19 protein-coding genes are annotated in these 20,675 nt (G+C 43.6%); 6 read left to right on the plus strand and 13 right to left on the minus strand.

Translation table 11 applies throughout. From position 1 onward, the window contains the following. Positions 1 to 128 precede the first annotated feature (128 nt). From B3Q63_RS00530 to B3Q63_RS00540, 3 genes are all read left to right on the plus strand, one after another. Positions 129 to 1,553: an MATE family efflux transporter gene (locus tag B3Q63_RS00530; protein ID WP_296172515.1), complete on the plus strand. Its 1,425-nt coding sequence runs from the start codon at positions 129 to 131 to the stop codon at positions 1,551 to 1,553. A 104-nt stretch (positions 1,554 to 1,657) separates the two neighbouring features. Continuing rightward, a complete protein-coding gene (locus B3Q63_RS00535) occupies positions 1,658 to 2,389 on the plus strand; it encodes an AzlC family ABC transporter permease (protein ID WP_201628588.1) in 732 nt (243 codons plus the stop codon). Then, positions 2,379 to 2,738, plus strand: a complete 360-nt coding sequence (locus B3Q63_RS00540) for an AzlD domain-containing protein (protein ID WP_296172520.1) — start codon at positions 2,379 to 2,381, stop codon at positions 2,736 to 2,738. Before B3Q63_RS00535 ends, B3Q63_RS00540 begins: the two co-directional genes overlap by 11 nt. Positions 2,739 to 2,980: 242 nt before the next feature. Here the strand turns inward: B3Q63_RS00540 and purF are convergent, their stop codons facing one another. From purF to B3Q63_RS00595, 11 genes are all read right to left on the minus strand, one after another. Then, entirely contained in the window at positions 2,981 to 4,516 is a 1,536-nt protein-coding gene (gene purF, locus B3Q63_RS00545) for an amidophosphoribosyltransferase (protein WP_201565357.1), read from the minus strand. 242 nt (positions 4,517 to 4,758) lie between these two features. Beyond that, complete coding sequence (locus B3Q63_RS00550; protein WP_201624314.1) at positions 4,759 to 5,256, minus strand: CvpA family protein; 498 nt, start codon at positions 5,254 to 5,256, stop codon at positions 4,759 to 4,761. An 80-nt stretch (positions 5,257 to 5,336) separates the two neighbouring features. Then, complete coding sequence (locus tag B3Q63_RS00555; RefSeq protein ID WP_296172524.1) at positions 5,337 to 6,371, minus strand: quinone-dependent dihydroorotate dehydrogenase; 1,035 nt, start codon at positions 6,369 to 6,371, stop codon at positions 5,337 to 5,339. Between the two features lie 254 nt (positions 6,372 to 6,625). After that, positions 6,626 to 7,051 (minus strand): DUF4870 family protein, encoded by a 426-nt coding sequence (locus B3Q63_RS00560; protein ID WP_296172526.1) that lies wholly within the window; start codon positions 7,049 to 7,051, stop codon positions 6,626 to 6,628. A 152-nt stretch (positions 7,052 to 7,203) separates the two neighbouring features. Continuing rightward, complete coding sequence (gene gspM, locus B3Q63_RS00565; protein ID WP_296172529.1) at positions 7,204 to 7,773, minus strand: type II secretion system protein GspM; 570 nt, start codon at positions 7,771 to 7,773, stop codon at positions 7,204 to 7,206. Between the two features lie 2 nt (positions 7,774 to 7,775). Next, positions 7,776 to 9,101, minus strand: a complete 1,326-nt coding sequence (gene gspL / locus B3Q63_RS00570) for a type II secretion system protein GspL (RefSeq protein ID WP_296172532.1) — start codon at positions 9,099 to 9,101, stop codon at positions 7,776 to 7,778. 294 nt (positions 9,102 to 9,395) lie between these two features. Next, the gene (locus B3Q63_RS00575) at positions 9,396 to 9,854 is read right to left on the minus strand and encodes a SixA phosphatase family protein (RefSeq protein WP_296172533.1); all 459 of its coding nucleotides are present in this window, start codon (positions 9,852 to 9,854) and stop codon (positions 9,396 to 9,398) included. A gap of 92 nt (positions 9,855 to 9,946) precedes the next feature. Next, a complete protein-coding gene (locus B3Q63_RS00580; protein ID WP_296172535.1) occupies positions 9,947 to 11,251 on the minus strand; it encodes an NAD(P)H-dependent glycerol-3-phosphate dehydrogenase in 1,305 nt (434 codons plus the stop codon). A 212-nt stretch (positions 11,252 to 11,463) separates the two neighbouring features. Continuing rightward, positions 11,464 to 12,153, minus strand: coding sequence for a nitroreductase family protein (locus tag B3Q63_RS00585; RefSeq protein WP_296172538.1), 690 nt, complete (start codon positions 12,151 to 12,153; stop codon positions 11,464 to 11,466). Positions 12,154 to 12,172: 19 nt separating this feature from the next. Then, positions 12,173 to 13,279, minus strand: coding sequence for a cell division protein ZapE (gene zapE, locus B3Q63_RS00590; RefSeq protein ID WP_296172542.1), 1,107 nt, complete (start codon positions 13,277 to 13,279; stop codon positions 12,173 to 12,175). 126 nt (positions 13,280 to 13,405) lie between these two features. After that, the gene (locus tag B3Q63_RS00595; protein ID WP_296172545.1) at positions 13,406 to 14,062 is read right to left on the minus strand and encodes an alpha/beta hydrolase; all 657 of its coding nucleotides are present in this window, start codon (positions 14,060 to 14,062) and stop codon (positions 13,406 to 13,408) included. Between the two features lie 287 nt (positions 14,063 to 14,349). Between B3Q63_RS00595 and B3Q63_RS00600 the strand changes: the two genes are divergently transcribed. From B3Q63_RS00600 to xseB, 3 genes are all read left to right on the plus strand, one after another. After that, positions 14,350 to 14,718 carry a hypothetical protein gene (locus B3Q63_RS00600; protein ID WP_201565367.1) on the plus strand — a complete coding sequence of 123 codons (369 nt, stop codon included), beginning with the start codon at positions 14,350 to 14,352 and terminating at the stop codon, positions 14,716 to 14,718. Between the two features lie 307 nt (positions 14,719 to 15,025). Then, positions 15,026 to 16,537 carry an exodeoxyribonuclease VII large subunit gene (gene xseA / locus B3Q63_RS00605; protein WP_296172549.1) on the plus strand — a complete coding sequence of 504 codons (1,512 nt, stop codon included), beginning with the start codon at positions 15,026 to 15,028 and terminating at the stop codon, positions 16,535 to 16,537. 176 nt (positions 16,538 to 16,713) lie between these two features. After that, positions 16,714 to 16,959: an exodeoxyribonuclease VII small subunit gene (gene xseB, locus B3Q63_RS00610; protein WP_183617778.1), complete on the plus strand. Its 246-nt coding sequence runs from the start codon at positions 16,714 to 16,716 to the stop codon at positions 16,957 to 16,959. A gap of 12 nt (positions 16,960 to 16,971) precedes the next feature. On the opposite strand, the gene pncB is transcribed toward xseB, so the two are convergent. Together pncB and msrAB are read right to left on the minus strand one after the other, a co-directional pair. Continuing rightward, the gene (pncB, locus tag B3Q63_RS00615; protein WP_296172553.1) at positions 16,972 to 18,219 is read right to left on the minus strand and encodes a nicotinate phosphoribosyltransferase; all 1,248 of its coding nucleotides are present in this window, start codon (positions 18,217 to 18,219) and stop codon (positions 16,972 to 16,974) included. A 282-nt stretch (positions 18,220 to 18,501) separates the two neighbouring features. Then, entirely contained in the window at positions 18,502 to 20,352 is a 1,851-nt protein-coding gene (msrAB, locus tag B3Q63_RS00620) for a bifunctional peptide-methionine (S)-S-oxide reductase MsrA/peptide-methionine (R)-S-oxide reductase MsrB (RefSeq protein WP_296172555.1), read from the minus strand. Positions 20,353 to 20,675: the final 323 nt, after the last annotated feature.

Here is a 20,675-nt window from a genome sequence, read left to right on the forward strand (position 1 = left end):
CTGATAAGCGTTATCCTGATAAAAGCACCTACACCCTAGGTGCTTTTGTCTTTATATTATTTATATTTTAATGTTATTTGAAAAGTTCTTACTAAACTTCTCTGCCTCGTTATATAAGCGACTAAGCTATGTCATCTACCTTGCCGCCAAGTACTATGCCGCCTATCGATACTCGCTATGCGCGCATTATCGCCATCGCCTTGCCAGTATTATTGGCCAACCTTGCGATGCCACTACAAAGCGTCATTGATACAGCGATTGTCGGTAATATGAATGACACCGCTAAGCTTGCTGGTATGGGCTTAGCCATACAGCTGCTCTCTTTAATACTGGTCAGCTTTAACTTTTTGCAATATGCGTCATCTGGACTGTCGGCACAAGCATTGGGTCAACTGGCTAATAAAGATACCTCTAACAATAACAATGCGCCATTAAACCCATCTAACCGAACACCATCACCGCTGTTGTCGATTTTGCAACGGGCTTTATTATTGGCCTTTATGATTGGCGCGGTTTTACTTATCGCAAAACCTTGGCTGATTGATTTTGGCTTGCAAGCGCTCTCCGCCAATCCTGACAGCGGCAGCGCGGCAAAGACTTATTTAGATGTACGTTTTTGGGGTGTCATCGCTGAGCTGATGAACTTTGCCTTTATCGGCTGGTTTGCAGGTCAAGGCAAAACCCGCTACATGCTTTATCAGCAAGGCTTTATCGCTATCCTTAATATCATACTGACCTTGTTTTTTGTTTATGTGATGCAAATGGGCTTGGTTGGGGTGGCGTTAGGTACGACAATTGCCTTTTGGCTTGGCGTAGTTTTGGCATTATGGCTCAGCCGTCGACATCTACAAATCTCTTGGCGAGCGTTATTGACCGCCAATAAAGAACACTTTACCAAAGATAAAATGCTTAGGCTATTTTCATTAAATAAAGACATTTTTATCCGTACGCTTATTTTAACGATAAGCTTTGCTTGGATTACCCGCCTGTCGGCCCAAAGCGGCGATGTCATACTGGCCGCCAACGCCATCTTATTGCAGGTATTAAGTATCTCAGCCTTTGCCCTTGATGGCGTGGCAGTCTCTGCAGAAACCTTAAGCGGGCAAGCTGCGGGACGACGCGACTGGCCACGGTTTCGTATTATCGTAAAGCGCACAGGCGTGGTTAGCTATGGGCTTGCCATTATGCTAAGTGCGATATGGTGGCTTGCCATGCCGACTTATTTACAATTGATGACCAATATCGAGCCGGTCTTTGCGCTTGCTTATGACTATCACCTTTATGCCGTGCTACTGCCGCTTGTGGGCGTTGGCGCTTATTGGTTAGATGGGATATTTTTTGGTTTAACGGCAGGTAGTGTCATTCGTAATGCCGCGCTTATATTGGCGGTTATCTTTTTCCCCTTAAGTTGGCTACTGTATCAACAATGGGATATGACCGGCATCTGGCTGAGCGTTTGGTGCTTATTATTATTAAGATTGATTATCCTCGGTGGGTTTTTATATCGCGCCCATCAGACAGGCAGTTATGAAAAATTGCAGCCTGAAGCCTGATCATTAAGAGCATTTAGCCAAAATGATGCTTGTATGATGAATTTAAAAAAGAAGAAAAAAGACTATAAACGACAAATTAAAGTAAGAAAAAATTAGGATGTCACGTGAATACTCAATCAAATGAGATAAATCAAAATCAAGCCTACCACTACGATTGGGCGGAAGGCTTTAAAAAAAGCTTGCCAGTCGCCATGGGTTATCTGCCAGCAGGGATTGCCTTTGGCGTGCTCGCACAAGTAGCTGGTGTGCCAGTGTGGGCTACTATCATGCTAAGTGTGGTCTTATATGCAGGCGCGGCGCAATATGCTTGTCTGCCAATGCTGAGTGCTGGATTACCGATTGGCAATATCGCAACCAACATTGCTGCTATTAACTTGCGTCATGTCTTTTATGGCATGCCATTATTACAATATCTCCCAAAAAACAAAATAGCCAAGACCTATTGCTTGTTTGCTCTAACCGACGAAACGTTTTCAGTGATGACCAGTTTGCCAAATGAGTCGCGACAATCATTGATACTGCCTATTAGTCTGTTTAATCAAAGCTGGTGGGTATTAGCTGGTGCAATTGGCGTGATGATTGGCAGCGCGCTCAGCGATTTAATACCACATTTAGATTTTGCCTTGGTCTGTTTATTTGCGATTTTAGCCTATGAGCAATTCCAAAGTATCAAACGCTATTTCCCCATTGGTATTGCCGTCATTGCCTTAGTGATTGCCTCGTTCTTTACTAGCAACTGGCTATTATTGGTAGCGATTACAATTTGTATGCTGATGATTTTAGCCCGTGGAGTTTGGGTGCAGCGCAGTGTGCAAGGAGGCAGCAATGAGCAGTAGTTACCTGATTTTTGCAACGTTCGCGATGGCCGCAGTGACGTTTATTACTCGCGCCCTGCCCGCATTAATACCCAAAAAGCTACTGGATACGCCGTGGCTACATCGCTTAAATGAAAGCTTGCCGCTTTCTGTGATGGTATTGCTAATCTTAACCAGTCTTTCTTATCAAGGTTTGTCAGGCAATGCGAGTTTAAATATCGCAGAAGTACATTTATTAATGGCACAAATAGGCGCGTTATTATCAGTATTAGTCGTTTATCATATTAGCCGTCAGTTACTGGTCAGTATGATCGTCGGTATCGCTGCGATTAATGGCTTTTTATGGCTATTTACGCATTTCTTAGGCTGATTAAAGGTTTATTGTATATAGCAGATTAATTTTAAAAAAGATACAGCGCGACTGGGATGAATTTTTCGTAGCCTCTGTGATAACAGCAAGCGAGGAAAATTTATACCAGTCGCATGTGGCTATTAATTCATCAATTATATTTCACACTGACTACATTTATTTTTGCCCATAAAAAAGGCTGCAATCTCAATGATTGCAGCCTTTTTATTTTGCCATTACTTTATTTTAAGATATTTGGTCTCTTACAGCTCTTCTACGCCCATCATATCGACTGGGGTATCAGCAACGATTTGTACGCCTTTTTTGCCAGTCTTAGCCGTGTCATTACGCTGCTCTTGTAGATGCTCAAGATAGGCTTCGTTGATTTGTCCGGTAATGTAGCAACCGTTGAACACCGCACAATCAAAGCCTTCGACCTTGCTATGCTTGGTATCTTTGACGGCTTCAATCAAATCGTCCAAATCTTGGAAAATCAAGCGGTCAGCACCGATAATCTCGCGTACTTCTTCAACGCTATGACCTGAGGCAATCAGCTCGCTACGCACTGGCATATCGATACCATAGACGTTTGGATATTTAACCGGCGGTGCAGCACTGGCAAAGAATACTTTACGGGCACCGGCATCACGTGCCATTTGGATAATTTCGTGACAGGTCGTACCGCGTACGATTGAATCATCAACCAAAAGGACGTTTTTACCTTTAAACTCAAGCGGTACCGCACTTAGCTTTTGACGGACAGATTTTTTACGTTGCTGCTGACCTGGCATGATAAAGGTACGACCGATATAGCGGTTTTTCATAAACCCTTCACGGTATTTCACATTCATCTTTAGTGCCAGCTCCATCGCTGAGGTACGCGAGGTGTCAGGAATAGGAATGACCACATCGATATCATGATCTTCGCCCCATTCAGCAAGGATTTTATCGGCCAGTTTTTCACCCATACGTAGGCGTGATTTATAAACAGAGATATTGTCCATAATAGAATCTGGACGGGCAAAATACACATATTCAAAGATACAAGGCGTGTATTCTTTTTGCTCAACGCACTGATAAGTATGTATTTGATGATCTAAATCGATAAAGATAGCTTCGCCAGGCTTAACATCACGAACAATACTAAAGCCTGAACCCGTCAACGCTACTGACTCTGAGGCGACCATATATTCTGTGCCGCCATTGGCTGCCATACGCTTACCGTAAATCAGTGGGCGGATACCGTTTGGATCACGGAATGCTAGCAAACCATGACCAGTAATCAGGGCAACCACGCCATAAGCGCCTTCAATGCGCCCATAAACCGCTGTCACAGCTTCAAAGATATCAGCAGGCGTCGGATTGGTTTTATCCAAATTTTGCATCTCATGCGCAAGGACATTTAGCAACACTTCAGAATCTGAGTCGGTATTTAAATGGCGGCGATCTTCTTGATATAGAGACTTAGCCAGACTTTCAGCATTGGTCAAGTTACCATTGTGCGCAAGCGTAATACCATAAGGAGAGTTGACATAAAAAGGCTGTGCTTCGGCACTACTTGAGGTGCCAGCGGTCGGATAACGGACGTGACCGATACCAAACTTACCCACCAGCTTTAGCATATGACGATTCATAAATACGTCACGTACCATGCCATTTTCTTTACGTAAATAAAGACGCCCGTCCTGTAAAGTCACAATACCTGCCGCATCTTGCCCGCGATGCTGCAACATGGTTAAGGCATCATAAAGAATTTGATTGACTGGCTCATGAGCTGCGACCCCAACGACTCCACACATAGTTGTATCCTATTTTGTACCACACATTGATAACACAATAACGGCGTAACTGCTGACAAAGTTATGGAACACACTGCCTGCCATTTACCGCCAAGCTGACGATTTTTCTGACTAAAAATCTTATAGATAATCAATAAGGCCTATTATCCATAAGACAAGTTGCTGATGATTGATAGAGGTGTATTTTACGAATATTAAAGCTGATTGAATAGCTTTTTATGAGCACTGATGACTGATGATGCTTAGGACTGATTGACCTGATCCCACGCCAAGCCAAACATATCTGAGACCAGCTCTTTACCCATGGGGGCATAAGGCAGTAATTCAGGCGCGAGCACCGAGGTTTCCCATTGCGGCATTTGCACCAATAATGGCGCGCTGACGCTAAGAACCACTAAGACCATAAGGACGTTTTTTGCCGCGCCAAGTACCCCGCCCGCCACTTTATCAAGGACGCCAAGACGTAAGGTTTTGAGTACTCCAGAGAATACGAATGCAACTAGGTGCATGATGGCTAAGATGGCAATCACAATCACTAAAAAAGCCATCGCCATTTGCAAAACAGGATTTTCTACCATACCTGATAATTGCGGCGCGACGGAACCCGCCAATCGAGTGGCAGCAATAAGTGCAATAAACCAACCGACCAAACCAACAGCTGTCTTAATCAGACCTACCTGAAAACCACGCCATAAGCCAATCAGAACAACCACAGCAATCACAATGTCTAAACCACTCATGTTTATCGCCTCATTTGCATCTTATATCGGGTATTTCAGTAAAGTTGAAAAGCTTGCAGTTTTAACAATCTTTAAAAGGATTAAGCTTCCATGGCATCGTAATAGCCACCGATAGATTGAATGCAAGACTGTACCAGCCCAGGCCCTTTATAAATAAGCCCTGAATAAAGCTGCACCAAACCTGCACCCGCCTCGATTTTCTTGACGGCTTTGGCGCCGCTATCGATACCGCCAACGCCAATCAACGCTACCTTACCATCCAGCTGATCGGAGAATTGTTGTAAAATTTGCGTACTAATGTGGCTGACCGGACGACCGGATAAGCCGCCAGCTTGGTCACCATCGGGCAAATCTTCGACGCCTACGCGGCTCAAAGTGGTATTGGTGGCAATCAAGCCATCAATCTCAAAATCCAGCAGTTGCTGGGAGATATAATCCACTTGTAACGGCTCTAAATCAGGAGCGACCTTTAACACCAAGGGCACATAAAAACCATATTCGGTTGCCAGCTGATTGTGGCGGTTTTTAATGGTGTCTAATAATTGGGTTAACGCTTCACCGCTTTGTAGGTCGCGCAAATTTTTGGTATTCGGAGAGGAGATATTCACAGTGATATAAGAAGCATGCGCATAAACACGCTCTAAGCAATAGACATAATCATCAGCCGCATTTTCAACCGGTGTTGCCGCATTTTTACCGATATTAATACCGATATTGCCTTTGTATTTGCAACGTTTGACGTTTTCAATCAGGTAATCAACGCCTTGATTATTAAAGCCCATACGATTAATGATGGCATCGGCTTGCTTGATTCTAAATAGTCTTGGTTTGTCATTGCCGACTTGCGGCTTTGGCGTGACAGTACCCACTTCGATAAAACCAAAACCCAACTCTGCCAGCGCATCGATATAGTCGCCATTTTTATCCAATCCGGCAGCAAGCCCGACGGGATTGGCAAACTGCAAACCCATACAGTCGGTTGGCTGCATTGACTGACCATATACTAAGCCCAATACACGCGCTTTATGAGCTTTATCTAATAAAGATAAGGTCATCTCATGAGCGTGCTCGGGGTCCATATTAAATAAAAAAGGGCGAAGTAAGGCGTAAGACATAGTAATGACAGACCCTGCTTGAAAAGAAATGATAAATAAGAAAAACGAATGAGGTCAAGCGCTGCGATTATATCAGCTTAACTGAAATAAGACCAAAGTTTCATAGGACAAATTGCGCTAAATCATGCGAATAAACAATCGTTGATATTGCAAACGGACGCCCTTAACCTAGTAATGAGTTGATATCAAAAAGCATTTTTTTGAATGCATTGTTTATTCGTATTTGCTGCTTATTGATATTCGTGTTTTTTATATTAAGGAACTGGGCGGCCATCAGCAAGCGCAATCCAACCGCGTACAATACGGTATAGATGCCAAATAAAAGTAAAGCCCATAATAATAAAGCCTAAACTGGCCAATAATACTGAGCCGATGGCAATATTATTACTGTCAGCAAACATACTTACGCCAAAACCACCTAGGGAAAATGTGATGATAAGCACACCAATGACAAAAAAGACGATGCTATACCAAAACGTCTTAATCTGCCAATCAAAGTGCGTGGCAAGCCAAGTATTATCAGCGTCACGACGTTTGGCATAATTCATAAAGATAGGCACAATCCACAGCAGTCCGGCGGTAAAATAGCTGAGCACATAGAGCAAATACGTGATGTGATTATAGGTAATCAAAGAACGGCGCTTATTATCACTCATCGTATTATTGGTATTATTTATCATACTTTCACTCGTTATATTCTGTGGCTAATAGCACTTTTATTGTGGCAAGGGAGCAAGGTTTCAATGCAGCATATTTTAAAATATAAAGGTGCTTAAATATCAACTTGTTAGGTGTAAAAGTTGTTAGGCATAAAGGTTGTTAAGCATACCTCTTAAGAAGTTACGGTCGCCTGTACCTGAATCGCTTTAGTGACCAAATCTTGCTGCATAGACAGTTGAGTAAATTGCCAACCTTGCTGTTCAAGCTTACCCAGTGCGCCGCTCACCACCGCTTGGCTTGGATGATTAAAGCTTAATTGCACCGCATCGCCAGCAGCAATGACCTGCGCATCGGCAATACCTGAATTATTTAACAACGCATTGATACTGCTAGCCGGCGGCATGGCATCTACGCCATCTGCAGTACTAGCTGCATTTAACGCATTGCTGTCAATGTTACCAGCTTGGGCACGTAACCAAAAATAATCGGCGACCTGCTCTTGATACTCACTTTTGCTAGCATTTGCTGCTTGATGGACGCTATAGCCGCCATAGCCACCGACAAATAACAGCAAAAACGCTGACAATAACAGCAGAGCTAATTGGTCGCGCGCAGACAATGCCTGCCAACGTGTCGCTAGAATGCTTTGGTAACTACTCATGCGCACTGATAAAGCACCACTTCGAGGGCGAGGGTTAGTAGCAGTAGTGCTGCGTTTGGCGAGGCGCTGTAATCTTTTCATGGTTACCCTTTATTGCTGACGCTGCTATTGTTTGCTACCACATCAACGGTCACTTGACCACTAAACTGCCCTTGCTCATTACCATTCACTTGTTCTAATTTGGCGTTTAAGCCTTGGGCGACAAGCGTATTGGTAAATTGATCAAGACTGCCGCGGTCGGGCGCAATCAGCGTAAAGCTAAGCGCAGTTGGCTGCATGACTAACGCCTGCGCGCGTAATGACGACTGTTTAATCAACGGCGATATACGTGATAATACCGCTATGTGAGCGTTAGGCGCTTGGCTGTCACTACGCAGTTTTGGTTGCAATTGCACTTGTAGCTTTGTGCGCGTACTAAGTGGCTCATTTGGAAACCAAGACTGATACTGGCTCGCAATCTCGGTTTTGGTCGCCGCTGTCGCCGCCTTATATTGATACCACTGCACCCCATCGGTCGCCATCTGCAATACCAATGCCGTTAGCGCGACCATCATCGCCACCCGTAGATACGGTGATAATTGCGAATCGGTTGATTTAATAAAAAAGTTCAGCGCATGACGTTCAGGATTTTCAAGCGGTTTAGGAGTAACGGGAAGCGTGGTTAATAGTAATTGATGCTCGGCAATCATTGCCGCTGTCTGAGTAGAGGCGCTGGCTGTGGATGCAGATTTCGTTAAATTAATACCATCGTCAAACGCTGGCTCATTAGCAAGATTTTCAGCAAGACCGTTATTAGAAGCTTGATGAAAAACGGCACTAGAGTCATCAAAGATGTCATCGATGGCTGGCAATAGCAGCACTTCGCTTAAATACGGAAAACGCTCAAAGATTAAAGGCAAGTAACTTACTGCCATGCCTTGATGTAAGGATTGGCGCAGCAGCATGGTTTGTTGGTCTTGGTATAATATGATTTGCTGCCCTGCGCCCTCTTCTGGCGTTGGCAGTAATAAAAAGTCAGGCAGTAACGCTACGATGTTCATGCCAGCGAGCTTGGCGCTTTGCTGCCATGATTCGATATCGCTTTGAGCCAAAGCATAGAGATGATGGCTGGTATTTTCAGTCATTTGCCGAATGGCTAACTGCTCAACCGGCGTTAGAGAAGTTTCTTCAAATAAATACTGCTTACCGCTCATACCTAATTGTTTGAGCTGAGCAGTATTTAGCTCCGAATCCACTTGTAAGACATGGCTTGATGGAAAATACAGACAAACAGATTTTTGGCTATTGGTTTTATAGCTACCATAAATATCATGCAGCTGTTGCCAACCGTCAATCAATTGCCATTGCTTTATGTCTTCATGCCAGACCGCTAGTGGACTGTGCTGCGCTCGTAACCAAACATGTAACACCAAATGTGTCCTTAATTATCAAAGCTGTTGTTTAAAGCCATTGCTTATTGAAGCTGCCATTTAAAGCTACTGTTTATTAAAATGGTTATTCGTTAAAGCTGCGGTCTAGCAAAAATCTAGATAGTTTTACGAGCGTTTGTATAGTCGATACTAAATAACATGGATACGTTATCTGACAAGGTGAAACTGGTACAAATTTTTCTAGCTTGCTGTGCCTACGCCAACAGAGGCTACAAAAAATTCATTCCAGTCTCACTGTGTCTTCTTTATATGGAGCTGACTATATTATTGATATTAATAAGGTTGTTCGGGAACAAAGCGATCAATCTCGGTTGCCATACCTGTCATCACAAAATCCATCTCAAACACGCGTGCTTCTGCTAAAGAGAACGACTCAGGATAATCACCCGTTAGCAGCCCTGCGATATGAGCAACGATAGACATATGACAGACGACCACCAGACACTCTGCTTCAATATTACCAATATCGATGAGCGCCTGACGGGCATCGTCAGACGGCGTGATATTTTCTTGTATTTGTGAGGGCACGTTAGGGGCGCGTAACTGTAATGCCGCCAACGTCTGCTGCGCTCTCTTATAAGGACTCACGACAAAACAGTCAGGCTGATAATGAGTGGTAATATACTCTGTCGTTTGCGCAGCTTGCTGCTGACCAAAATCAGTCAACTGACGCGCACTATCTGGGCGCGTTTCATCTTCTGCTTGACCATGACGTACTAAGATAATTTTCATAATCTTAACCACCTTGTTTGTTACTTTTACCTGACTATTTTGATACTAATGCTATTTAATTATTATGCTGAAGCGACATTTTGCTAAGCGTTTTATTTATTATCGCCATCTACTTTTTTATTTTTAGCATTTTTAGCATTGCTGCTTGCCGTTTGCATTTGCGCCGTTAATGAAGCATTGCTATGGTCATGCTCCATGACAAACTCAACATCGCTACGGAAGCCCGCTTCCATAAGATGTAAAGCAACGCCAAGTGCGGCTTTATCTTCATAAATGACTGCATGCAAGGCATGGGTAATCGGCATATAAATGCCTTCTTTGGTGGCTTTCTCATGTACCTGCTGAATAGTATTGACGCCTTCAGCGGTTTGACCCAGTTTTTTGACCGCCGCATCGATGGTCATACCGCGACCGAGCATATTACCAATACGGTAGTTGCGACTCAGCTCTGAGCTGCAAGTAGCATATAAGTCGCCGACGCCGGACAGACCTAAAAAGGTCAGCGGATTGGCACCAGCATGCACGCCAAAACGGCTCATTTCTGCTAAGCCACGGGTCAGTATCATGGCTTTGGTGTTTTCACCGACTTCATAAGCTGCCGCCATTCCCATTGCAATGGCATAAATGTTTTTGAGCGCGCCGCCAAGTTCGACACCGCGAACATCATCACTGGCAAACACTCTAAAAAACGCACTGTGTAGCGCTGCTTGTACCGCATGGCGTAGTGGCTCAGAGTCACTGGCAATGACCGTAGCAGACGGCATGTTTTTCATGATTTCGATGGCAAGGTTTGGCCCTGACATTACGCCAAAGTTTACTTCTGGTAGCTCATCTTTAATAATATCACTCATTAAAGCGAAGGTATCTTTCTCCATACCTTTGGTCAAAGAAACGATAGATTGCCCGCTAATAAAGGGAGCGATAGTTTTAAGGGTTTCTCGAAATGCAAGGCCTGGAACAGCTATAAAAATAATATCGGTATCTTTGACCGCCGCTTGTAAATCGTGGCTGTATTTGAGGCGATCATCAAGCTTATAACCGGGCAGGTATTTTTTATTGGTCTGCGTCTTTGCCATTGCTTTAACTGTACGCTTATTGCGTACCCACAGCGTGGTATCACAGCCATTACGGGCGGCCAAGTTTGCCATTGCCGTACCAAAACTACCACCACCTAAAAATGCCAAACGCAACTTGGTTGGATTGTTATGGATTTCTGCCATGTTTTTTGCCACGGCAGATTCAACCGCGCTAGGATTTAACTTTTTACGTCCAAGCCCTGATTTGGTAGCACGCTCAATAATACCTGACAGCAAACTGTTTTGTTTTTCATCTGCTTTATTCTCTGCCTGACTGCTATCTATACTTTTGTCTTTATTTTTATCATTAGCGCTGGTCATATTCTTTTATCCGTGTTGACTGACTGAATTATGAGTAGATTTGATGCTGAGTATACAGGGAGACTAACGGCATGTTTCAACAATTATTGATATAAAATCGCTATTTTAATCGAACAACCTGATTAATTTACTCATTATTTTCTTTAATGAGTGACTTTAGCGCCGCATCTGCCCTGCCAAGATATCTCTGTAACCCTACTACGCTATTGCCTTTATGACTCAAAGCGTAGCAAGGGCTCAATATCAATGGGCTTGCGCGTGGGCATATCACAAGGACTGCTGCCAGTATAAACAAAAGCCGTGACATAATCATCTGCGCCAACGCCAAAATATTCTTTAACGGCAGGCTCATTGCATAGCAAGCCTGTGCGCCAAACCGTACTAAACCCTTGGGCTTTTAGCGCCAAAATAAGATTTTGCACTGCGGCGCCAGTGCTTAGCATTTGCTCAAAAGGTGGTACTTTTTTATGCACTTGCATCTGGGTGACGACCGTAATAATCACCGGCGCACGTAGCGGCATATTGTAGGTTTTTTGGCGAGATTTCTCAGACAGCGCCTCACCCTCTTGTGCCGCTTGTGCTTCAGCGGCTGCTAAAAAGGCACGACCCAAGTCATGACGGGCATTGCCTTGGGTAACAATAAAGCGCCATGGTTGCAGTTTTTTGTGATCAGGCGCGGTAACCGCACAATCGATAGCCGCTTTAATCTGACTTTCTGTCGGTGCCGGAATACTCAGGTTGCCGATGCTGCGTCTCGACTTAATCCAATTAATCAGCTGCTCATCGGTCACTTGCGCATTTGTCACTATGGGGCTTTCGGTATTATTTTGCGGCGCGCTTTTACTTGATTGCTTAGCGCTACTATCGTTATTCTCTTCTAAGCTGTCTGCTGAATTACTCATAATGTATCCTTATTTTTTATTATGCTGCATCCGTATCTTCGACTCGATGCTCCATTCTTAAGTAATCTTCTGACTGCATCTCAAGCAGGCGTGAACGTGTACGCTCAATCTCAAACGCTAACTTCTCTCCTTGATACAGCTCAAGAATAGACTGCTCTGCTCGTACCAATAGTTTGACGCGGCGATCATAAAATTCATCAACCAGATAAATAAAACGGCGGGTCGGATCACGCAAATTATCATCTAAAGCGGGCACGGCATTGATTAAGACGGTGCTAAACTCTTTGGCAATTTCAATAAAATCAGACGCTGAACGTGGCTCCATACATAAATGACGGAAGTCACAGAATAAAATATCTTCGGTACGCGCATTAATTCTAATTTCACGACCATTGATAGTAATAGGCTCATTGCTGATTTTTTGATTATTAGATAAGCTGGCGAAACGGTTAGCAAGCCAATGGTGATTGGCCTTAGTCAAAGGCGACTCATATAGCTCCGCCTGCTGCAAGACACGCAGGCGATAATCAATACCAGAGTCAATATTCATTACCGTCGTATGGCGCTCAACTTCGGCGATAGCCGGCATAAAGCGGTCACGGTGCAGACCATCTTTATAGAGACCAGACGGCTCAATGTTTGACGTCGCCACCAAAGTTACGCCACGATTAAATAGCATGGTAAATAAATCACCCAAAATCATGGCGTCGGAGACGTTAGAGACAAAAAACTCATCAAAGCAGATAATCACTGCTTCTGCATAGATAATATCCGCGACTTTTTCCAATGGATCGCTCTGACCTTGCAGCTTATTTAACTCTTGATGGACGCGCTGCATAAAGTGATGAAAATGCTGGCGCATCTTACGCTCAATGGTTAAAGAGTCGTAAAACATATCCATCATCCATGTTTTACCACGTCCTACCCCGCCCCACATATACAAACCTTTGGGCGCGACGGGCTTTGCTTTTAAAAAGCTAAAAAAGCCTTTTTTTTGTTCGACGCTACTATTGAGCTGATGATACAACTCATCTAGATAGCTCATTGCCTGATATTGCTGCTCATCTCGAGTAAACTCATCAGTGCTAATGGCCTGCTCATAACGTTGCAAGGGAGATAAACTCATAATACGACTCATCATTAGACAAAATAAATATAAAAATGGTGGATGTTATTTACTTAACCATCTTAAAGCGGAAATTCTATCGCTACTTGGCTACACAACATCGGATGGTAATATCTAGACAATCAGCTATTTATTACCAAAGCTATGTTCTTCTAACAAGCCTTTAAGCTCAGATAAACGCCCGTGGAAAAAGTGCCCAGCGCCATCAATGACACTAACCGCTAGCCCTAAGCGTTCAGCAAATTCCTGCATGCTAGCCGGCGCAATAACATTATCTTCATTCCCGTATATCTCAAAAGTTTTATCAACGGGTAAGGTAATGTCACTGTTGTCATTTTTTTCAACGGATGGCGCGATAAGGGCAACTTTTTCTATCTCAAAATCACTCAGCCCCCAGATATGCGGCGACACCATGACTTGCTCAGCAACACGTGCCGTCACGTAACCGCCAAAGGAAAAACCACCCAACCACAATTTACGTGCGTTGGTTTGCTCTGCAATCCATTGTAGCACGGTCATTGCGTCTACTACTTCCCCTTCCGCATAATCGTGCTCGCCAGTTGACTGCCCGACACCGCGAAAGTTAAAACGTACCACATGCATGCCGTTATCACGAGCAAACCGATACATGGTCGTGACTACCTTATTATTCATCGTACCATCGAATAACGGATTAGGATGGCAAAGCAGCGCCACCGTATCAGTGTTGGGATCGTTAGGATTGTCTTGTTGCCAGAGTGCATCAACTTCGAGCACGCCAGCAGGAGCAGGAATCAGTTGCATAGAATTACTTACTAATTAAGAATGAATAGTCCAATTATCCTAGATATGGTTTATATTTCAAGTGATTTGCTGTGTACTGGTGCTGTTTGTCTCATTTTGGAGTGACGGTAAGGAGCAATCACCTTAAATAACTGCTGATTTCAGAAAAATCTCTACTGCTTCATTGCCAATATGACATATACCTGCAATATCAAACACAATAACAGCCTAGACACTCAAGAGTACGATAGGTTAGATTCATACTGTTTATTTTTTATGTTTAACTAACAGCCTTTTAGGAAACAGTTATGAATACTTTTAATAAAACCTTGACTTTAACGGCAACATTAGCAGCGGCATTAGCGTTAAGCGCTTGCCAAAGCACGCCTTCTTCGCCGGTTATCCAACGCGCCAATTCTATTTATGAAACCACTGGCATTGCCGATACCAAAGTAAAAGCCCAGCAAAATGCGATAGACAGCGCGCAAAAAACCTGCCGGAACAAGCAGGTTATTATCGTTGATGACAAAGTAAAATATAATGGTATTTTAAATGAGCAAACTGGCCGTATGATTGGGCAAGCGGGTGCGGTCATTGGTTCGATATTTGGTACGGGTTCACCAGACTTATCACGTAAAGATGATTATGAGTATATGATTAATTTCCGTTGCCAATAAGACAGTTATTATTTAACAAAGCTATTAGCTTTTAGCCAATAAGTTTGCGAGATAGATAGTATATTCATCGCGGCTTATTGGCTTTACTTTTTGTAGCGGCACTTTTGGGGTAAACTACCCTAACTAATGTCCCATACATTCAAATCAGTCTATAACTAGTGGCTACTTGCGCCTGGTATAAATTTTCCTTGCTTACTGCTATCACAGAGGCTGCGAAAAATTCATCCCAGTCGCCTATATTGATTTTAAAGAGACTCTACTATATAAGCCGCCCGTTTTTAAACCTTCTTACCTTTGGTCTATTATTATGCGCAAACCCAACCTGTCACATACGAAACAAGCTAAGGTTTTAGCGCCTGCCAAAGATTTAGCGACCTTGGAGGCCGAACTGGCTGAGCAAGAAAACAGTCTCGAAGTCAGTTTAGAAGATACGGTCTTACGGCTGAGCGACTATCTATCGGCGGTCGATATGGTCATCAAACAAACCTTTAATCACCGCGTATGGGTCAAAGCTGAAATTCGTAACTTATCAAGTAAAGGTGGGCATTATTACTTTGAGCTGGCAGAAAAAGATGACGACGGCAAAGTCATTGCCAGCTGCCGCGGTAACCTTTGGCGCTTTAAAGCCGCACGCGTCTTAGCAAAGTTTGAGCGCGCAACAGGCATGCCGCTTGACCGTGATTTGACCGTATTACTCAAAGTATCGGCAGGCTTCCATGCACAATATGGCTTTTCACTCACCATTGAAGATATCGACCCAAGCTATACTTTAGGCGACTTGGCACGGCAATATGCGGAGATGGTCGACCGCTTGACTGGCGAAGGCTTATTAAACCTCAATCAGCAATTATCTATTCCATTTGATATTGAGCATGTGCTGGTCATTGCCCCTGAAAAAGCCGCCGGATTGGGCGACTTTCAAGCCGATGCTGACCGCTTAGCTCGCACAGGTGCCTGTCATTTCCATTATCATCACGCTACCTTTCAGGGCAATCATGCGCCAGGCGAAATCCGTCAAGCTATCGTCAGCGCCCAGCAGCAATTTTATGATACTTATCAGCGCCTACCCGATTTGTTAGTCATTATCCGTGGTGGCGGTGCCGTTGGTGATTTAGCCTATCTCAACGATTATGAGCTGGCCGCGCTCGTTGCCGAGCAGCCTATCCCTGTCTGGGTCGGTATCGGTCACGAGCGTGACAAAGTTATCTTGGATGAAGTGGCGCATACCAGCTTCGATACGCCATCAAAAGTCATTGCCGCTATCATGACGCATTTAGCACAGCTCGTCACTCAAACACTGCAATACCAAGCGCAAATAAAACAAGCTGCCAAGCAGCAATTAAATAGCGCTGAGCAACAGACGACACGCCAGTTAAGCCAAATACAATCGCAAACGATTGGTCAATTGACCGCCCTGCAAAAAGACAGTGATTATGCTTGGCGTAGTATTCAGCAAAGCGCTCAGCGGCAGGTGAAGCAAGCTGCTAGACTAACCAGCGATTTGCGCACGCAAACTCAAGTCTCTGCTTATCAGCAGTTAGCAAGCGCCGCTACACACAGTCAAAACAACCAAAAGACGATTATGCACAGTGCGCAGCAGCAGTTGCTACAAGCACGACGTAATAGCGAGCATCTGCGTGATATTGTACTCTTGCATCGTCCTTCTCGCGTGCTTAAGCAAGGTTATACTATGCTGACTGATGCAAAAGATAAAAAAATACTAACCAGCAGTACGCAGCTTTATGCTGAGCAAACGGTACATATCGTCTTAAAAGATGGTAAGGCAAAAGCACAAATTATTGATGTAGAGACCAATTAGTTATAGTCTATTTGCCATAAAAATACAGAGCTGCTGGGATAAATTTTGCGTAGCCTCGAACAGTGACGAAGTCACACAGCAAGCAAGGAAAATTTATACCAGCAGCAGACTCCTGAAACTAAAATATTTAACAATTACTCATCTACTGAATTTTTATTTCAAAATTAGGAAACATTATGACAACCCCTACTCGCAAACGCAAAAAAGCCGCCCCAAAAACTTTTAAGGCAGCTTACGATATTCTAAAAACCAATGCCGCTGAACTACAGCAACAAGACGAGCCAGATATCGATAATCTTATGACGACAGTGGAAGAATCGATTGCCGCTTATCGCGTTTGCGAAACCCGTATCAATGCGGTACAGCAAGCATTAGATGCCGCCTTCGCTGAAGAAGATACCACAGAGAATAGCGACATTTAAGTTAAGCCAATTCTACTCTGGCTCATCGACTTCAAATACTTGGCGCAAATAGGCAAGATAGGTATCGTTATTGATCATGGTCTTGCCGGGGCTGTCTGACAGCTTAGCAACTGGCTGTCCATTGCATTCAACCAATTTCAGGACGATGTTTATCGGGGTGATGCCCATATCATTGGTCAAATTGGTGCCAATGCCAAAGCTGGTTCTTATTTGACCTTTAAAGTACTGATGTAAATCCCAAGCTTTATTTAAATCCAAGCCATCACTAAAGGTTAAAATCTTGGTTCTTGGATCTATCTTTAATTTCTTATAATGCGCAATCGCCTTGTCACCCCAGATATACGGGTCGCCGCTATCATGACGCAAACCATCGAAAAGCTTGGCAAAATACAAATCAAAGTCGCGTAAAAACGCATCCATACCAACGACATCGGTCAGCGCAATACCCAAATCACCACGATATTCATGCACCCACGCTTCAAGCGCGGCTTTTTGTGAATCACGCAAACGCACATCCAATGCCTGAAATGCCTGCATAAACTCATGTGCCATCGTTCCTATCGGCGTCATTCCAAGTTTTTTTGCTAAATAAACGTTGGAAGTTCCGCTGACGATTTTTGGCTCTGCTTTATGTAAAGTGTCAACCACATGAGCTTGCCATACTTTACTAAAACGTCTACGAGTCCCAAAATCAGCGACGATAAACGGTGGTGTCGGTCTATCACGGCTGTAATTTGCTTGTTCTTCTGCATAGCGATGCAACAAAGCCACTTTTTCATCAAGCCGACGCTGCCCTTCTTCAATGACGCTGGCATTTGATAACGCCCTAAAATACAGCTCATTGACTATCGCTAATACAAACACCTCAAAGAACATCGCCTGAATCATCGGCCCTTCAATATCGATACATAGGCGACCTTTATCATCGATACTGACTGTGATAAAACGCCGTTTTAGCTTAAATAATTCCAAATAATCCACGAAGTCTGAGCGCATAAAGCGCAACTTACGTAAATATTCCAGCTCATCTTCTAAAAATCGCAACTCACATAAGCTGTCTAGCTGTTGCTCTAAATCTTCTTTGATGTCAGCTAAAGGATAAACCGTGTCTTGATTATTGCGGCAGCGGAAACGATAAACACCATGGGTCTGCGGAAACTGATGCAGCATGGCTTGCAGCATGGTAAATTTATATAAGTCGTTATCGAGTAAAGAAGTAATAATGGGTTCAAAAGTTTTAGAAGTATGAGTAACGGTCATGTTACAGCCTTAAATACAAAAATGAAAAGCCGCCAAACAAAGCGAGCGACGAAATAGGTATCAATAATTATCAAGATGCTAATAATAGAAAACGTTAAGATTTTGAGTATAACGAAGTTTGTCTCATTTTTCATAATTCAACGGTTATAACAGCAAAAATACAACGATAATAAACGTATTCATCATGTAGCTATAGCCTATAAATTTGAAACATCAGCCATAAAAAAGACGTTAAGCCTATACTTAACGTCTCTTCATGAGTTTAATTATCAAGGTTAATCATTAAGGTTTTGCAGGCTTTACCAATTTTACCAAGGGCGCATAGCCTGACTGCGGCATCACATCGACTGGAATAAACTGTAGCGCCCCGCCGTTGATACAGTAACGCAGCCCGCCACGGTCTTTTGGTCCATCAGGGAATACATGACCCAAATGCGAGTCTGCTACTCGTGAGCGAATCTCGGTACGCACCATGTTAAAGGCGGTATCATCGTGTTGAGTAATGACCTGCTTATCAATTGGTTTGGTAAAGCTTGGCCAACCGCAGCCAGATTGGTATTTATCGGTTGATAAAAATAATGGCTCACCGCTTACGACATCGACATAAATACCCGGCGCAAATAAATTATCGTATTCATGACTAAAGGCGCGCTCGGTACCCGCATCTTGCGTGATATTGTATTGTGCTTTGGTCAAAGTATTCTTCAGCGCGCCTTTATCAAAGCCCGCATAGCGTTTAGGGTCTAAGGTTTCAGCAACTGTGCTTACAGGCGCAAGCTTGGTACGCGCAGTGCCTTCCGGCTTATCATCGGCGAGGCTTAAATCGACATGACAATAGCCATTTGGATTTTTTGCCAAATAATCTTGATGATACATCTCAGCCAAGTAAAAATTATCCAGCGGTGCGTTTTCTACCACAACTTTTTGTTTATACTGGCTTTGCACACGTTTGAGAGCAGCATCAATCACCGCTTTATCTGCTTTATCGGTGTAATAAACGCCAGAACGGTACTGAACGCCGCGATCATTACCTTGCTTATTAAGACTGGTTGGATCTATCACGCGCAAATAGTATTTTAAAATAGTATCGAGATCGGTTTTATCGGCATCATAGGTTACTTTTACAGCTTCGGCATGACCTGAGCCACGAATCACTTGCTCATAGCTTGGATTAGCCGTCTCGCCATTGGCGTAGCCTGATACCGCATCGACGACACCTTCGACGCGTTCCATATAAGCTTCCACGCCCCAGAAACAGCCACCTGCCAGATAGATTGAGCGCGTATTAATCGCTTTACCTTTGTCATTATAATAAACGCCATCTTTTTGCTTAATGGTTTCAATCTTACTGTTGTTATCTAATGCTTGGGCGTTTGCCGGTTTGGCATTACCGGCTTTTAGTCCGGCAAAATCATTATCAGCGTTTTCAGCGAGGGCATAGGCTTGCTCTGCTGATATATTACCTTTTACCAAGTGCACCAAATTGCCGCTTTTATCGAGTATCGCCCAGCTAGGATACACTTGTACGCCAAGCTTATTAATCAGCTCGCCTGAAGCGTCAGACAATACTGGCAGCTTCGGATAGTCGGCTTGCACGCCCGCATACCAAGTACTAAACTCGCCATCGGCTTTTTCATTGAGATGACCAGGACTGGCAACGGTGACGACATTTAAATCAGCAAATTTAGGATCGGTACGCCATTCCTCGGTTTCTGCAAGCGTCCCTAGGCATAACGGGCACCAGCTTGCCCAGAATTTAATCAAAGTTGGTTTATTAGGGTCAATGACCGCAGCACCTGTTTTGCCCAAGCCCTTTGTTAATTGCGGCAACGCCTGCATTTGCCCAAGCATGTCAGACGGTAACATATCACGTGAGCTTTTCACGCCACTGTTTTGGCTACCTGTATTGGCGCTACTACTGGCATTGCTCTTAGCATTTTTTTCTGCGCTACTCATTTGCCCACAAGCAACCAATATCCCTGCACTTAATACGGTCGTCACCCCAAAAGCGCTGATATTTTTTAGCCAACGCGCTGCTGCACGCGTTGAAGATGTCGCTAAATCACTAGCATTGCTGCGCTCATGATAACGGTTTTTTTTCTGCGACTTATTATCTTGTTTATCAGGTAGCATGGTGGATCCTTTTTACAAAGTCTTGCGAGCAAATACTTAGTTTGAATGGTCTTTTATGGTTTTTTATAGGCTTGTTATGCTGTCTATTGAGGTAAATATGCTTAGACTAAATGCGTTAATAGCGTTATAAAAGCAAGACAGAATAAATATAAAGGTAATGAGATAAAAGCGGTTAGGTTAATTAAGGATAGCTAAAATTTAAGATAAGCATAAAAAACTTATCTACATTAGATTATCTTAATAGTATAACCCCACAATAGAGTTTAATTTAAGAGTTAATGACAGCTTACTACACTTTTTTAACAACGCAGTAAGGTTGTTGA

The organism is Psychrobacter sp. UBA2769 (assembly GCF_002352555.1).
Lineage (GTDB): Bacteria > Pseudomonadota > Gammaproteobacteria > Pseudomonadales > Moraxellaceae > Psychrobacter > Psychrobacter maritimus.

Coding starts and splice junctions, on each gene's coding strand:
- xseA (WP_296172549.1), top strand. CDS start 15,026: ATGCGCAAACCCAACCTGTCACATACGAAACAAGCTAAGGTTTTAGCG.
- pncB (WP_296172553.1), bottom strand. CDS start 18,219: ATGACCGTTACTCATACTTCTAAAACTTTTGAACCCATTATTACTTCT.
- xseB (WP_183617778.1), top strand. CDS start 16,714: ATGACAACCCCTACTCGCAAACGCAAAAAAGCCGCCCCAAAAACTTTT.
- purF (WP_201565357.1), bottom strand. CDS start 4,516: ATGTGTGGAGTCGTTGGGGTCGCAGCTCATGAGCCAGTCAATCAAATT.
- zapE (WP_296172542.1), bottom strand. CDS start 13,279: ATGAGTTTATCTCCCTTGCAACGTTATGAGCAGGCCATTAGCACTGAT.
- B3Q63_RS00560 (WP_296172526.1), bottom strand. CDS start 7,051: ATGATAAATAATACCAATAATACGATGAGTGATAATAAGCGCCGTTCT.
- B3Q63_RS00555 (WP_296172524.1), bottom strand. CDS start 6,371: ATGTCTTACGCCTTACTTCGCCCTTTTTTATTTAATATGGACCCCGAG.
- msrAB (WP_296172555.1), bottom strand. CDS start 20,352: ATGCTACCTGATAAACAAGATAATAAGTCGCAGAAAAAAAACCGTTAT.
- gspM (WP_296172529.1), bottom strand. CDS start 7,773: ATGAAAAGATTACAGCGCCTCGCCAAACGCAGCACTACTGCTACTAAC.
- B3Q63_RS00540 (WP_296172520.1), top strand. CDS start 2,379: ATGAGCAGTAGTTACCTGATTTTTGCAACGTTCGCGATGGCCGCAGTG.
- B3Q63_RS00600 (WP_201565367.1), top strand. CDS start 14,350: ATGAATACTTTTAATAAAACCTTGACTTTAACGGCAACATTAGCAGCG.
- B3Q63_RS00550 (WP_201624314.1), bottom strand. CDS start 5,256: ATGAGTGGTTTAGACATTGTGATTGCTGTGGTTGTTCTGATTGGCTTA.
- B3Q63_RS00530 (WP_296172515.1), top strand. CDS start 129: ATGTCATCTACCTTGCCGCCAAGTACTATGCCGCCTATCGATACTCGC.
- B3Q63_RS00580 (WP_296172535.1), bottom strand. CDS start 11,251: ATGACCAGCGCTAATGATAAAAATAAAGACAAAAGTATAGATAGCAGT.
- B3Q63_RS00585 (WP_296172538.1), bottom strand. CDS start 12,153: ATGAGTAATTCAGCAGACAGCTTAGAAGAGAATAACGATAGTAGCGCT.
- B3Q63_RS00595 (WP_296172545.1), bottom strand. CDS start 14,062: ATGCAACTGATTCCTGCTCCTGCTGGCGTGCTCGAAGTTGATGCACTC.
- B3Q63_RS00575 (WP_296172533.1), bottom strand. CDS start 9,854: ATGAAAATTATCTTAGTACGTCATGGTCAAGCAGAAGATGAAACGCGC.